The 14,059-nt window shown below is 60.2% G+C and carries 15 protein-coding genes and 1 pseudogene; 5 read left to right on the forward strand and 11 right to left on the reverse strand.

From position 1 onward, the window contains the following. Positions 1-100: 100 nt before the first annotated feature. Positions 101-886, forward strand: a complete 786-nt coding sequence (locus IOD17_RS09290) for a dienelactone hydrolase family protein (protein WP_233684818.1) — start codon at positions 101-103, stop codon at positions 884-886. A 40-nt stretch (positions 887-926) separates the two neighbouring features. Here IOD17_RS09290 and IOD17_RS09295 read toward each other — a convergent pair whose 3' ends face one another. The 7 genes and pseudogenes from IOD17_RS09295 to IOD17_RS19500 all read right to left on the reverse strand — a co-directional run. After that, the gene (locus IOD17_RS09295; RefSeq protein WP_233684819.1) at positions 927-1,715 is read right to left on the reverse strand and encodes a DUF4394 domain-containing protein; all 789 of its coding nucleotides are present in this window, start codon (positions 1,713-1,715) and stop codon (positions 927-929) included. A gap of 153 nt (positions 1,716-1,868) precedes the next feature. Further along, positions 1,869-2,582, reverse strand: coding sequence for an anti-sigma factor (locus IOD17_RS09300; RefSeq protein WP_233684820.1), 714 nt, complete (start codon positions 2,580-2,582; stop codon positions 1,869-1,871). Further along, the gene (locus IOD17_RS09305; RefSeq protein ID WP_233684821.1) at positions 2,579-3,127 is read right to left on the reverse strand and encodes a sigma-70 family RNA polymerase sigma factor; all 549 of its coding nucleotides are present in this window, start codon (positions 3,125-3,127) and stop codon (positions 2,579-2,581) included. The genes IOD17_RS09300 and IOD17_RS09305 overlap by 4 nt, the downstream gene beginning before the upstream one ends. A 90-nt stretch (positions 3,128-3,217) precedes the next feature. Next, on the reverse strand, positions 3,218-4,078 hold the full coding sequence (locus IOD17_RS09310) for a pirin family protein (RefSeq protein ID WP_233684822.1): 861 nt from the start codon (positions 4,076-4,078) through the stop codon (positions 3,218-3,220). After that, entirely contained in the window at positions 4,078-4,476 is a 399-nt protein-coding gene (locus IOD17_RS09315; protein ID WP_233684823.1) for an OsmC family protein, read from the reverse strand. Before IOD17_RS09315 ends, IOD17_RS09310 begins: the two co-directional genes overlap by 1 nt. Before the next feature lie 56 nt (positions 4,477-4,532). Next, complete coding sequence (locus tag IOD17_RS19495) at positions 4,533-4,880, reverse strand: PDC sensor domain-containing protein (RefSeq protein ID WP_418904264.1); 348 nt, start codon at positions 4,878-4,880, stop codon at positions 4,533-4,535. A 216-nt stretch (positions 4,881-5,096) separates the two neighbouring features. Continuing rightward, positions 5,097-5,927: pseudogene (locus IOD17_RS19500) on the reverse strand (methyl-accepting chemotaxis protein); the annotation flags it as partial. Positions 5,928-6,143: 216 nt separating this feature from the next. Between IOD17_RS19500 and IOD17_RS09325 the strand changes: the two are divergent. The 3 genes from IOD17_RS09325 (at position 6,144) to IOD17_RS09335 (ending at position 9,514) form a co-directional block, all read left to right on the forward strand. After that, positions 6,144-7,172: an amidohydrolase family protein gene (locus tag IOD17_RS09325; protein WP_233685213.1), complete on the forward strand. Its 1,029-nt coding sequence runs from the start codon at positions 6,144-6,146 to the stop codon at positions 7,170-7,172. Positions 7,173-7,234: 62 nt separating this feature from the next. Beyond that, entirely contained in the window at positions 7,235-7,699 is a 465-nt protein-coding gene (locus IOD17_RS09330) for a DUF3859 domain-containing protein (RefSeq protein ID WP_233684825.1), read from the forward strand. Positions 7,700-7,888: 189 nt separating this feature from the next. Further along, positions 7,889-9,514: a methyl-accepting chemotaxis protein gene (locus IOD17_RS09335; RefSeq protein WP_233684826.1), complete on the forward strand. Its 1,626-nt coding sequence runs from the start codon at positions 7,889-7,891 to the stop codon at positions 9,512-9,514. Between the two features lie 69 nt (positions 9,515-9,583). Here IOD17_RS09335 and IOD17_RS09340 read toward each other — a convergent pair whose 3' ends face one another. From IOD17_RS09340 to IOD17_RS09355, 4 genes are all read right to left on the reverse strand, one after another. Next, positions 9,584-10,351 (reverse strand): SDR family oxidoreductase, encoded by a 768-nt coding sequence (locus IOD17_RS09340; protein ID WP_233684827.1) that lies wholly within the window; start codon positions 10,349-10,351, stop codon positions 9,584-9,586. 37 nt (positions 10,352-10,388) lie between these two features. After that, positions 10,389-11,456, reverse strand: a complete 1,068-nt coding sequence (locus IOD17_RS09345; protein ID WP_233684828.1) for a phosphotransferase family protein — start codon at positions 11,454-11,456, stop codon at positions 10,389-10,391. A 285-nt stretch (positions 11,457-11,741) separates the two neighbouring features. Further along, positions 11,742-12,056 (reverse strand): SCP2 sterol-binding domain-containing protein, encoded by a 315-nt coding sequence (locus IOD17_RS09350; RefSeq protein ID WP_233685214.1) that lies wholly within the window; start codon positions 12,054-12,056, stop codon positions 11,742-11,744. Between the two features lie 54 nt (positions 12,057-12,110). After that, positions 12,111-12,821: a histidine phosphatase family protein gene (locus IOD17_RS09355; RefSeq protein ID WP_233685215.1), complete on the reverse strand. Its 711-nt coding sequence runs from the start codon at positions 12,819-12,821 to the stop codon at positions 12,111-12,113. A gap of 210 nt (positions 12,822-13,031) precedes the next feature. On the opposite strand from IOD17_RS09355, the gene sohB reads away from it, so the two are divergent. Next, positions 13,032-14,051, forward strand: coding sequence for a protease SohB (sohB, locus tag IOD17_RS09360; RefSeq protein WP_233684829.1), 1,020 nt, complete (start codon positions 13,032-13,034; stop codon positions 14,049-14,051). The last annotated feature ends 8 nt before the right edge of the window (positions 14,052-14,059 follow it).

A 14,059-nucleotide genomic window follows, 5' to 3' on the forward strand; every position in this document is an offset into this window, starting at 1 on the left:
GAAACCTTTGGATGCACGCCGGCGGGTGCCTGCGCTTGGTCATCCTGCGGCGGCGGTCTATGGTGAGCGCTGCGTTTAACTCGCCCAGAGGAGCTTCGCCATGTCCACGAAAACCCTGTTACCCCTGTTATGTGCCGGCGTGATTGGTTTTGCTGAAGCCGCCGTGGTGGTCAAGCCAGTGCCATATGAAATCGACGGTGAAGCCTTCGAAGGCTTGCTCATCTACGACGATAAGGTGACCACGCCGCGCCCCGGACTGCTGATGGTGCCCAACTGGCTGGGCGTTACCGAGGATTCGGCGAAGAAGGCCGCCCGCGCCGCTGGCGATAAATACGTGGTCTTTATGGCCGACATGTACGGCAAGACCGTACGCCCGAAAAATGCCGATGAAGCCAAGGCTGCGGCGACCCAGGTGCGTGGCGACAGGCCGCTGATGCGTAAACGGGCGCAGGCTGCGGTGGAAGTGCTCAAGGCGCAAACCGCACAGGTGGCGCTGGATGTCAGCAAACTGGGCGCCATCGGTTTCTGTTTCGGCGGCGGCGCTGTGCTGGAGCTGGCGCGCTCCGGCGCTGAACTGAAAGGCTTTGTCTCGTTCCATGGCAACCTCGATACGCCCAATCCGAGTGATGCACAGAACATCACGGCACCAGTTCTGGTGCTGCATGGCGCCGATGATCCGGCCGTGCCGCAAGAGCAGGTTGATAGCTTTATTGCCGAGATGAAAGCGGCGAAAGCCGATTGGCAACTGGTCAGCTACGGCGGCGCGGTGCATTCCTTCACCAGCCCGGTGGCCAACGTGCCGGGGCGCAACGAGTACCACCCGGTGGTGGCCGCGCGTGCCTTCAAGGCCATGGATGATCTGTTTGCGGAAACCTTCGCCGATTAAGACGTAGCGGGAAGGCCGGGCGACCTTCCCGCGTCCGCACTTATTCCGGCAGTACGGCGATATCGATGATATTGCCCGGCAGGCCGGCAACTTCACCCAGGGTCGTCGGCTTGCCCGTGGCCAGATCCAGGGTATGCAGCGTGGTGCCGGTCAGCAGGTACGCGGTGTTGCCGCCCTTGCCGTCGCTGGCGATGTCCAGCGCTGCATTCTGCAAACCATCAACGATCTTGCCTACGGCTTGCTGAATGCCATCGTTTGGCGGGTTCTGCAGCATCAGGCTGCTGCTGGCCAGGTCGACGGTGTACAGCACGGTGGCCTTAGTGCCGGCGTAGGCGTTGCTATACGCACCGGCAACAACCTTGGCGCTTTTACCGGCATAAGGGCCTTCGGCGGCGTAAGCCACCGAACCGTCTACCACCACTTCACCGGTTTCGACGTTGACGCGAAAGCTGGTGCCGTCGGCCGCGAGCATTCGCAGTTTGTCGGCAACCGGGTTGAAGTCGATGACCGCCTGGCCGCTACCGGGCAGTTGCTTGTTCAGGCTGGCAACCTTGCTGGCTGCGCCAGTGGCCAGGTCCAGGGTGTGGAGCTGATGGTCGTCGCTCAAGGCATAGAGCATGCCGTTGGCTGGGCGCACATCAATGCCGCGCAATGGGCTTGGGCTGTTGGTCGCCATCGTGGCGGTGACTTTCTGGCTGGCGCTGTCGATCTTGAACAGCTGACCGTCGGCGCCCAGGGCCAGTAGGGTCGCTGCACTGGCAGTGCCGGCGGCGAGGCTGAGGGTGGCAGTGGTAACGGCAGCGGTCAGCAGGGTGTTGAAGCTGTTCATATGCGTTCTCTCATCTGTGGTTATCCAGCATCGATGCAAGGCTGGTTGGTACCTGCCTTGCAGGTGCCTCGATGAAACACCTGATAGCTATACCCACGAGAGAACGTCTGGATGTCGTCGCCTGAAAATAAATTCAGTTTTTTATAAATAACCTCAGTTGACCGAGGCCATCACCGCGCGGCCGATATACAGCACCTTGCCGGTTGGCCGATCCTTAGGCGAGCCGCCGGCCGGCTCCAGGGTCAGTTCGAACAGCTGGCCGGCTTGTACCGCGCCAATCTGTTCGGCAGACAGTTGCAGCGCTTTACCCGGTTCGACCAGGCCCAACGAGCGCGGACCGATAGCCGGGTCGATCAACGTCCAGAACTGCACGGAGCGGTCGGCCGGGATTTGATCGTCCAGCAACGGTTGCAGACGCAGGCTGCCAGTGCCGTCCACATGCACCACCCAACCAGGTTTGGCCGCTTCACCGGGGGCTTGCAGCACCACGGTGTAGCTGTTGCCAGGCATGTCCGAGCGCCACAGGTTAGGCATCAGCGCGACGATCAAGGCAAGCGCCAGAACGGCGCTGGTCAGGCGCCAGGTGGTCAGGCTCTGCCACCAGGCGAGCCAGGCATTCACCCGGCTGACGGCTGGAGTCAGGCCGAGGCTGTCCTGCAGGCGCTGCCATAGGTGCGCAGAGGGTGTCTGCGGCGGTAGTTGGTCGCTCAGTTCGAGAAAATGCTGCTGCCACTGCAGGGCCATTTGCGCAGCTTCACTGTCGTGCTCGATCAGTTCGCGCACTTCAGCAGCTTCGGCCTCATCAAGCAGGCCCAGGACGTATTCGCCGATCAAGGCGCGGCGTTCGGCAGGTTGTTGCGAAATCATGCTTGCAAACACTCCTGCAATGCGCGCAGACCGGCGCGAATACGGCCCTTGATGGTGCCCAGCGGGGTGGTCAGGCGGTTGGCGATCTGTTCATGGGTCAGGCCACGGTAAAAGGCCAGCAGGATCGGGTGGCGGCGATTGCGTTCGATGTTTTGCAGGCAGCGGCGCAGTTGTTGCTGTTCGCCTTGCTGCTCAAGCAATTCGGCGGCCTGGGGGCTGTCATCGGCCGCGCGTTCGATAAAGTCGTCATCCATATCCACCGTTCGGCCACGGCTGCGCAACTGATTCAGTGCGCGGTAGCGCAGGATGCTGTAGATCCAGGCGCGGCCGCTGCCTAGCGTGCGCTGAAAGCGCTGGGCATTGCGCCAAACCTGCACAAAGGCATCGTGCACGCAGTCTTCGGCTTGATCACGACGGCCAAGCAAGGTGATGGCCAATCCGAGCATCTGCGCGGCCTCCTGTTGGTAGAGCGCCTGGAATGCCCGTTCGTCCTGCCGGGCGCAGGCTTCCAGATGGCTTTCGTAATCAAACAGCGGCTGCGCCATGCACAGGGTTCCTGAATGTGTGAGCGTGCCAAGGGTTATACCCGAGCACCTGCGTTTTGGATGTCGTGCGAGTGCAACAAATCTTCTCCGTCAGCGCGGCAGTTCGATGCGTGCGGTCTCGCCGGGCACGCTTGGCCAGTCCTGCGCTGCCCAGCGTTCACGCGCCTGATCGATCAACGCTGGGTCGCTTGCAACGAAGTTCCAGTTGATCCGTCGCGGGCCGATAGGCTCGCCACCAATCAGCACCAAGTGGCTCTCGCTGCAGGCGCTGAGGGTGTAAGTCTCGCCCTCTGGTAGCACCAGCAGGCCGCGCAGCGGCAGTTGCTGGTCATCCAGCGTCGCCTCGCCATCAATCAGGTACAGCGCGCGTTCGGCATGCTCGGCGGGAATCTGCACTGCGCTGCCTGCGGCCAGCTTGATCTCGGCATAGACAGTGGGCGACAGCACTGGCACCGGTGATTGCAGGCAGAAGCCGGTGCCGGCAATCAGGCAGATGTCCACGCCCATGCTGCTACTGCGCGGCAGGCTGTCGGCGGGGTGATGGCTGTAGCGGGGTTCGCCTTGCTCTTCGGCCGCGGGCATGGCCAGCCAGACTTGCAGGCCATGCATGCGCGAGCCGCTTTGTTGCAGGGTTTGCGGGGTGCGCTCGACGTGCGCTACGGCGCGACCGGCAGTCATCCAGCTGACTTCACCGGGGCTGACCACCTGATCCGAGCCGAGGCTGTCCTTGTGCTGCAGTTGTCCCTCGAACAGGTAGGTGAGGGTGGACAGACCAATATGCGGGTGCTGGTTGATATTCATGCCGCTGCCGGCCGGGTAGGTATTCTCCAAAATATGGTCGAAGAACACGAAGGGCCCGACGCTGCGGCACTTGGCCGAGGGCAGGGGACGCAGGATAGGTTGCCCGCCGAGGTTCTCCGGACGCGGCTGGATCAGCTGAAAATCGCTCATCAGGCGCCCTCGCCCAGCTGAGTGTTGACCTGAACTTCGCTGCTGGTCATCAACTTGTGGATCGGGCATTTATCGGCGACGCGCAGCAGCTGCTGGCGTTGCGCGTCATCCAGTGCGCCGTGCAGGCTCAGCTCGACATTTAGCTGGTAGACGCCTTGGCGCTCCTGGCTGTCGTCGCGGTTGAGTTTCACGTCGAGGCCTTCCAGGGGTAACCCGCGCTGTTTGGCATACAACGCCAGGGTCAGTGCCTTGCACGCGCCCAGCGCAGCATCGAACAGGTCATGCGGCTCGGGCGCGGAGCCTTCGCCGCCCAGCTCCACCGATACGTCACTGTGCAGGGTGTGCGGGCCGATGCTGATGCGTTGCAGCAGGCCTTTCTCGTTGCTGATGCTGATCATGTGAACTCCGACGCCATGGGCTGAGTGAGTAGCCAGCCTAGCTCATGGCGCAGGGCTCAGACCAGCGCAGACAGCCGCACATCGGCCCCAAGTACACGCAGCAATTGACCACGGGCATCGAGGATCGGCACCGAGACGGTGAAGCAGAAGTCGTCGGTTGCCGATGAGCGATAGACCTGGGTGATATGGCTGCACAGGCTGTCGGCCGCGGCGCGGAACCAAGGACGTTGCTGCCAGTTGCGGCCTTTACAGCTGCTGCTTTCGCTGTGGTTCACATCGACGGCAAAGATGTTTTCGGACAGCTGCACGCCGCGGCTGTCGACCAGGTAAAACAGCTCGAACCGCGCATCACGCTTGAGGGTGTCGCCGAGCAGGCGTTCGGCGGTGGCCACATCAGCACTCATGCTAGGTTGGCGCGCCAGTTGCTCGACACTGGTCTGCACGGCGTGGTGAATCTCCAGACGGAAATCACCTAGCCCGGCCAGCAGACGGTCGCCATCTTCGCGCACCGCCTGGCTGTGGTGCAGCACTTGGCCGGCCTTGCCGAGCAATTCGCTGGCGACCCGGGCGATGTTCTGCACGTCACCGTTTATTGAGCGTACGGCTTGGCCGATCTGCTCGGTGCCCGCGGCGATCTGGCCCACGCGGCTGTCCAGGCGATCCATGGCCTGGCGGGTGCTATCCAGGCCACCGCCCACGGCGAGCATGCCATCGCGGCCATCGGCCACGGCCTGGTGCATGTGGCTGCCCGCGTCGGTGAGTTGCTGCATGCCGCTGCGAAAGCGCTCGATGATGTCACTGACCTGCGTGGTGGCGTCGGTGGTATGCCCGGCCAGACGCCGCACTTCCTCGGCCACCACGGCAAAGCCACGACCATGCTCGCCTGCGCGTGCAGCCTCGATGGCCGCATTCAACGCGAGCAGGTTGGTTTGCTGGGAAATGCTGGCAATCACCCCGATCACCTTGCTGACCTCTTCAAGCTGGCTGGTCAGTTGCTGAATCACCAGCTCCAGCTGCTGTTCGCTCTTACCGATCACCTCAACCTGTTGCAGCACCGCCTGGCCGCTTTGCTGGCAACCATGCAGGGTGGCGGTGACCTCGGCGGACAGCTGTGCGACTTCGGCGGCGCCGGGCACCAACTCGGCGTCGAGGGTGGTGGTGACCTGTTCGCTGGCGCTGGCGATCAGTTCTGAAGACTGTGCCAGGGTTTGCCCGCTTTGCTGGTTGGCGGCGGCAATACGCGCCAGTTGTGGGGCATGCGAAGCAATGCCGACTGCTGCGCCCAGGCTGGTGCGGATGCGTTGGTGCAGGCCAGCGCTGAAGTCATTCAGTCGCGACATCCAGCGATAGTTGTCGCTCAGGCGGGTGGTGAGGTCGTGCTGATTGAACAGCGCGTCGAGTGCAATGTCGTCCGTGTTCTTGCGTGGGGTCGAGCGCAATAGCTGAAGCATGGCGAATTCCTTCTAGGGTCTGCTGGCTGCACTGCAAGCCAAGTGCCATTACTGAAGTGGCGCGTCATGCCGCTGACGCTGGAAAACAGTCGTCGTGGTTGCCCTGTTCTGGTGCTGTATGGCCTGTTCTGGGTCTTTGTGGTGCTGTTTACCCGTCTGGAGCCTGAACTTGCGCTCGCAGCGCAGGGTCTATGCTGCTCTGACTGTCAGGAGGACATGCCCTTGCCTGCATCGCGTTTGAGTGTTGCCCTGTTGTTCGCTTTGCTGAGCACGCTGGTTCAGGCCCGCGACTATCGCTACAGCGATGCCCATCTGCATTACGTCGACTTTTTTCAGGAAAGTGCCGGCATGACCGAGCTGCTGGAGCAGATGGCCGCCGGCAATATTGACCATGTGATGCTCTCGGGTATTCCCGTGGCCAAGAAGTGGGATGAAGATGAGCCCAAACGCCCGCGCTATTACGCTGGCGACGATGCCAACGCCTACTGGTACAGCGCCACCGATGTGCTGGTGGCGCATGCCTACAAGCAGGTACCGGCTGAGCAACGTAAACGCCTGCACCCGTTCCTTTCGGGGTTTAACCCGAATGACAAGAATGCCGATGCGCATATCCGTCGCATGCTCGAACTCGATCCTGGCCTCTGGCAGGGCATTGGTGAGGTGTTCACCCGCCATGATGACCTCACGGCGCTGATCCATGGCGACGCTCCACGGGCCAACAACGAGGCCCTGGCGCGGGTCTTTCACCTGGCCGCCGAGTACGACCTGCCGGTGATGCTGCACTCCAACATCACCTCTAAGCGCGAGCGCAATCCACTGTATTTGCAGGAAATCGAAGACCCGTTGCGCAACCACCCGCATGTACGCTTTATCTGGGCGCATGCCGGCACCAGCAAGGAAATTCATCGTCATCAGGAGAAGCTGGATTTCCTCCTGCCAACGCTCGAACGGATGCTCAAGCAATACCCCAACCTGTATATCGACCTATCCTGGACCATGTTGCAGCCCTACCTGCTGGATGTCGACGGCAAGCCTGACCCTGCATGGGTGAAGTTGGTCAGCAGCTACCCGGCGCGTTTTATGCTCGGCTCCGATGTGGTTGGGCGCTTTGATGGGCTGGGTGATTACCTGAGCGGCTTTACCCCCTTTCTTGATGCCTTGCCGGCGGATGTGGCGCAGCAGGTGGCGCGCGACAACTTTCTCGCGGTACTGCCGCGCAAGGTGCAGGCCGAACTGGTCGAATAGCTCTGTCACGGCCTTGTCACACGGGTGTCATAGGCTCGCGCCATCTAAACAAGGAGCGCGATATGCAATACACCCGTTTCAGTGCCTTGGCGGCATGCGTCTTGATCAGTGGCCTGGTGCAGGCCGAAGTGCGGGTTCAGGGCCCGCTGGAATACGGCGTCTTCGCCAGCGATTACCAGGATTTTCAGGAAGGCGAGCGCGTCCTGACCCGTAGTAACCAGCAGATCGAGCCCGGCGATGAGATTCCCGCCAAGCTCGGTACCAAATTCGGTGTGCGTTACAGCCTGACGGGCAAAACCGCCACTGAAGCGCCGCTGACTCTGCTGTATCTCACCCCAGGGGTGATCACCACGGATGGCAAGCGCCATGACAAGTATGTGGTCACGCAAAAGCTGGTGCCCGGTGCGCCCCAGGACGTCATGGCATTCGAGTTCACTGAGGCGCATGAAGTGGTGCCGGGTGAATGGCACTTTATGGTGTTTCAGGATGACCGCAAGCTGCTGGAGCAGCGTTTTACCGTGCGCTGAAGCCTCCAGGCTGTGCTGCCAACCCGAGCCTGGCTCAGGTTTTTTATGCCTGAGCAGTCAAGATTAAGCGTTTGGGGTCGATAGGCTGGTACAAGTTCAGGAGCAGTTGGCTGAAAGTCTTAATGTGTTCATAAGGCTGATGGCCATATGCTACTGACCATAAGGTTAAAGACCCCAAGGACAGCCGTGATGACCCTAAGAAACCTCAATATCGCCCCCAGAGCGTCGCTTGGCTTTGGTTTGGTGGCCCTGCTGGTAATGCTGCTCGGCAGTTTCTCGCTGTTGCAGATGTCGGAGATGAATAAGCAGTCTGCCGACGTCAACGACAACTGGTTGCCCAGCGTATTAAGCCTCGGGGAGATGAGCCAGGACATCCTGCGTTTGCGCGCACTGACCCTGCGCCTGATGCTCAACAGTGACGAGGCCGTGACGCAGCAGAACGTTGCCCGTGTCGAGGAGTTCAAGACGCTGTTGCATAAGGCGCAAAGCCAATATGAAAATCTGATTGCCAGTGATGCCGAGCGCAGCATTTACCAGCGTTTCAAACAAGCCGAGAGCAGCTACCTGCAGGAGCAGGCCAAAATCGTTACGGCCGTACGCCAGGGCGATCTGGATGCCGCCCTGGCAGTGGCCAATGGCACACTCAACAGCCATGCCGATGATATGGCCAAGGCCTTGGCCGATCTGGCTGAGATGAACCGCACCGGTGCAACGGCCGCCGCTGATCGTGCTGACGCCGTGTTCTCCAGCGCCCGTGTTTGGGTCATCGCGATGATGCTGATGGCGCTGGGCATGACAGTCACTCTGGCGCTGTTGCTGACCCGCAGCATCGTCAGCCCGCTGGGTGAAGCAGTGCGTGTGGCTGAGGTGGTGGCCAGCGGTAATCTGACCCAGACCATCGATGTGCAGGGCTCGGACGAGCCGGCCCGTCTGCTTGGCGCCTTGAAGACCATGCAGCAGAGCCTGCGCAGCACCATCCAGAATATTTCCGACTCCTCGACGCAACTGGCCTCGGCATCGGAAGAACTCAGCGCGGTGACGGAAGACTCCACCCGTGGCCTGCACCAGCAGAACAACGAAATCGAACAGGCGGCCACTGCAGTCAACGAAATGACCAGCGCCGTGGAGGAAGTCGCGCGCAATGCGGTGAGCACCTCCGAGGCCTCAAGCGAATCCAACCGCACCGCCCAGCATGGTCGCGAGCAGGTGCGGCAGACGGTCGATTCGATCAGCCACCTGGCCGAAGACGTCACCAACACCGCCACTGAAGTGGAACAGCTGGCAGGACAGGTGCGTGACATCAGCAAGGTCCTGGATGTGATCCGCTCGATTGCCGAGCAGACCAACCTGCTGGCCCTCAACGCCGCGATCGAGGCGGCGCGTGCTGGCGATGCCGGGCGTGGTTTTGCCGTGGTGGCCGATGAAGTACGCGCTCTGGCGCATCGCACACAGCAGTCGACCCGCGAAATCGAGCAGATGATCAGCGGTATCCAGCAGGGCACCGATAAAGCGGTCAACGCCATGCAGAACAGCAACAGCCGGGCGCGTTCGACCCTGGATGTGGCCAAGGCCGCTGGGCAGGCGCTGGATGAAATTGCCGCGGCCATTTCGCAGATCAACGAACGTAACCTGGTGATTGCCAGCGCCTCGGAAGAGCAGGCCCAGGTGGCCCGTGAAGTGGACCGCAACCTGGTGAATATCCGCGACCTGTCGATGCAGTCCTCGGCCGGTGCCAATCAGACCAGTGCGGCCAGCCAGGAACTCTCGCGCCTGGCGGTGGACCTGAATGCGCTGGTGGCGCGCTTCAGCATCTGATCGACTATTGCTGCACGCATGAAAAAGGGACCCTAGGGTCCCTTTTTCATTGCCGCTAAGTGCCGCACCTCAGGAGAGGAAACCGCCATCCACGTTCAGTGCTACGCCAGTGGTGTAGCTGGAGGCATCGCTGGCCAAGTACAGCACGGTGCCAGCCATTTCACTTGGGTCAGCCACGCGTTTGAGCGGGATGCGCTGCAGGGCAACCTTGAGAATGGCGTCGTTCTTGGTCAGCGCCGAGGCGAACTTGGTGTCGGTCAGACCAGGCAGCAGGGCGTTGCAGCGGATGCCGAACTGCGCGCATTCCTTGGCAAATACCTTGGTCATGCTGATCACGGCGGCCTTGGTCACCGAGTAGATGCCCTGGAACTCGCCAGGGGAGACACCGTTGATCGAAGCCACGTTGATGATGCTGCCGCCACCGTTGGCTTTCATCAGCTTGCCGCCTTCGATGGACATGAAGTAGTAACCGCGGATGTTCACATCGACGGTCTTCTGGAACGCGCCCAGGTCAGTGTCCAGTACGTTGCAGAACTGCGGGTTGGTGGCAGCGTTGTTGACCAGCACGTCGAGGCGACCGAACTGCTCCTTGATCTGCGCAAAGACGTAGCTGATCTGCTCCATTTCACCAATGTGGCAGGCAATCGCAGTGGCCTTGCCGCCGTCGGCGATGATGGCGTCTGCGACTTTCTGGCAGTCATCAATCTTGCGGCTCGAGACGATGACGTGCGCGCCTTGCTGGGCCAGCAGTTTGGCAATGGCCTCGCCGATGCCACGGCTGGCGCCGGAGACGAAAGCGATCTTGCCGTCGAGGTCGAACAGATGGGTCTTGGACATGGTTTTTTCCTTTCTTATGAGAGGCCTGTTCGGCCGTTTACAGCTGCGATTTATTGATGACCTGCAGACTCATCTGCTCCAGCAGCTTGTTCATGTGTATGAACTGCGCAAAACGTTTGTCCTGGGTCTGACCATGGAAGTAGCGGTAATAGATCTGCTGCACGATACCGGCCAGACGGAACAGGCCGTAGGTGTAGTAGAAGTCGATGCTCTTGATCTCAATACCGGCACGTTCGGCGTAGTAGTCAGCGAACTGCTGGCGCGTGAGCATGCCCGGTGCATTACTCGGCTGGCGGCGCATCAGTTGCACCGGAGCCGGGTCGGCGGCTTCGATCCAGTAGGCGAGGGTGTTGCCCAGGTCCATCAGTGGATCGCCAATGGTGGTCAGTTCCCAATCCAGCACACCGATGATCTGACTCGGGTTCTGTGGGTTGAGAATCACGTTATCGAAGCGGTAATCGTTGTGCACGATGCCCGGCTTGTGGTGGTCGGCCGGCATCTTGTCGCGTAGCCAGGCTTTGACCGGCTCCCACAGTGGCGCGTCGGGTGTCAGGGCCTTCTCGTAGCGATCGCTCCAGCCGCTGATCTGTCGCTGTACATAACCTTCCGGCTTGCCCAGGTCGCCCAGGCCACAGGCTTGATAGTCGACGTTGTGCAGCTCGACCATCTTGTCGATAAAGCTCTTGCACAGCTCGCGGGTCTGCTCGGCGCTGAAGTTCAGCTCGGCCGGCATGTCCGAGCGCAGGATGATGCCGTTGACCCGCTCCATGACATAGAACTCGGCACCGATCACCGATTCGTCAGTGCAATGCACATAGGCTTTCGGGCAATACGGGAAGCCGGCGTTGAGCTGGTTGAGAATGCGGTACTCGCGGCCCATGTCGTGGGCCGATTTGGCCTTGTGGCCGAATGGTGGACGGCGCAGAACGAATTCTTTACCAGGGTATTCGAGCAGGTAGGTCAGGTTCGACGCGCCGCCAGGGAACTGGCTGATACGTGGCTCGCCGGTCAGGCCCGGGATATGCGCCTTGAGATACTGGTCGATGATCGCGGCGTCGAGCTCTTCGCCTTCGCGGATACGGGTGGACTGGTCAGTAAGCGCCATGTTTATCCCTTCTGCTTATGATGGGTGCCTAAGATAATTAGCTAATCTAATGCTGCAGCCTGCGGCTCACAAGGATTACCCGCCGTTATAGGCGCGCGTGTTGCTACCTAATCAAGCTGCCTGATTGGCTGTTCTGGTGCGTATTGCAAGACATAAAACACTGGCCGGGAGCCAGTGTTAACGTCGCGTAGCGACGGCCCGTAGGGTGGCCTCCATGGATAGCGGTCATAAAAAAACCGGAGTCGAGGACTCCGGTTTGTTGTGCAACTGTGATGCTGTTTCCACTTAAACCGGGAACAGTTCGCCCAGTTTCATGGCCAGCATCATGTCGCCTTCGGCGCGCAGTTTGCCGGACATGAAGGCTTGCATACCGTCGGTTTCGCCGCTGGTGATGCCTTTCAGGGTGTCGGTGTCCATGATCAGGGTCACGTTGGCGTTGGCGTTGTCGCCTTTCTCAACGGCGCAGGTGCCGTCTTTGACGATCAGTGCGTAGTTCTCGCCGTCTTCGATGTTGAACTGGAATACCAGATCCAGGCCGGCGGCAGCGCTGGCGTTGAACTTGGAGTGCATGGTTTGGACGATGTCTGCAACGCTCATGATGTTTTCCTTTTTCTTGGGTTTTACTAGCGCCCGTCAGGGTGCAGTGGGCCGGACTCAGCGATAAGTGATGAGTTCCGGCGCCTTCAACAGCTGGAGATGCACATGGCTGTTGAAGGAAGCCAGGCTCACTTGCTTGCCACGAAACTTCAGGCAGCTTAGTGAGGTGTTGACAATTTGCCAGTTCAGTTCAAACGCCTGCGCTGGTGCGATGCCGGTAATCAGGTGGAGCAGGGCGGTAATAGTGCCGCCTGAGGTAAATATGGCGATGTTCTGTTTGCTGTCTGCCTGCTGTAGCACACGTTCCAGACCACCCTGCACCTGTTCGACGAAAGCCTGCCAGCTTTGCAGGCCAGGTTTGTCATGTTCGCCGCTGACCCAACGGCCAATCAGCTTGGCAAACAGGCGCTGGAATTCGCCACGGTTCTGCGCCGCGTTGCGCAGGATGTGCAGCGCTTCGGGTTCTTCTGGAAGCAGGTCAGGGAGCAGGGCGCGGATCACCGCGTCGGCGTCGAATTCATTGAAGGCCGCATCGATTTCCAGCGCAGTACTTGCCAGCTCGGCATCCTGCAGCTGCTTGAGCGCGGCATTGGCCGTGTGCTGCTGACGACGCAGGTCGCCGCTGACGCTGCGGTCGATGCGTGTACCAAGTTGCGCAAGGTGCGCGCCCAGCACTTCGGCCTGGCGAATTCCGATGGGCGATAGCACATCGTAATCGTCGGCACCGAATGAGGCTTGGCCATGTCGAATCAGGTAGATGCTGCCCACGTCCGCTCGATTCCGGTACGTTGAAAGTTTCGCGAGGGTATGAGGAAGCTCAGGAGCTGTCAACGTAAAAACATACGCTTGTTTGAATTGCATCGATGCGCTGAATAGCCAGTCCTCAGCTTGCTGGCCGCCAACCCATGGCCTCGGTATGCTTGCGGTCAATCAGCGTGCTCGATGAATCGGCGCTGTCACTGGATTGAGGGGCAATACGTGGAGTTTTTTGCAGAGTACATCGGCTTTCTGGCCAAGACGGTCACCCTGGTTGTCGCCATTGTGGTGGTGCTGGTCACAATTGCCGCCTTGCGTGGCAAAGGGCGTCAGGCTACGGGGCAGTTGCAGGTGAACAAGCTCAATGACTTCTTCAAGCAACTGCAACAACGTGTTGAACACGCGGTGCTCGACAAGGATCAGCTGAAGGCTGCGGCCAAAGCCGAAGCCAAGGCTGCCAAGCTGGAGAAAAAAGCCGGTACGCAGAAACCACGTGTCTATGTGCTGGATTTTGATGGGGATATCAAAGCCTCGGCTACCGACAGCCTGCGCCATGAAATCACTGCTTTACTGAGCATGGCTACACCGCAGGACGAAGTGGTGCTGCGTCTGGAAAGCGGTGGTGGCATGGTACACAGCTACGGCCTGGCCTCTTCGCAGCTGGCGCGCATTCGCCAAGCGGGCGTGCCGCTGACCATCTGTATCGACAAGGTTGCGGCCAGTGGCGGCTACATGATGGCCTGTATTGGCGAGAAGATCATTTCCGCGCCATTCGCCATTCTCGGTTCGATTGGTGTGGTGGCGCAGTTGCCCAACGTGCATCGTCTGCTGAAGAAGCACGATATTGATTTCGAGGTGCTCACCGCGGGTGAGTACAAGCGCACCCTGACCGTGTTTGGTGAGAACACCGATAAAGGCCGGGAGAAATTTCAGGACGACCTGGAAACCACCCACGAGTTGTTCAAAGGTTTTGTCGCGCGTTACCGGCCACAACTGGATATCGATCAGATTGCCACCGGTGAAGTCTGGCTAGGCCTGGCAGCGCTGGAGAAACAGCTGGTAGATGAGCTGAAAACCAGCGACGAGTACCTGGCTGAACGGGCGAAAAGTGCTGAGCTGTTTCATCTGCACTATGCCGAGAAGAAAACCCTGCAGGAGCGTGTAGGACTGGCGGGCAGCGTAGCGCTGGATCGCTTTGTGCTGAACTGGCTGAGTCGTTTGAATCAGCAGCGCTTCTGGTAATCACGCCT

This window comes from Pseudomonas anguilliseptica, assembly GCF_021375795.1.
Taxonomy (GTDB): Bacteria; Pseudomonadota; Gammaproteobacteria; order Pseudomonadales; family Pseudomonadaceae; genus Aquipseudomonas; species Aquipseudomonas anguilliseptica_A.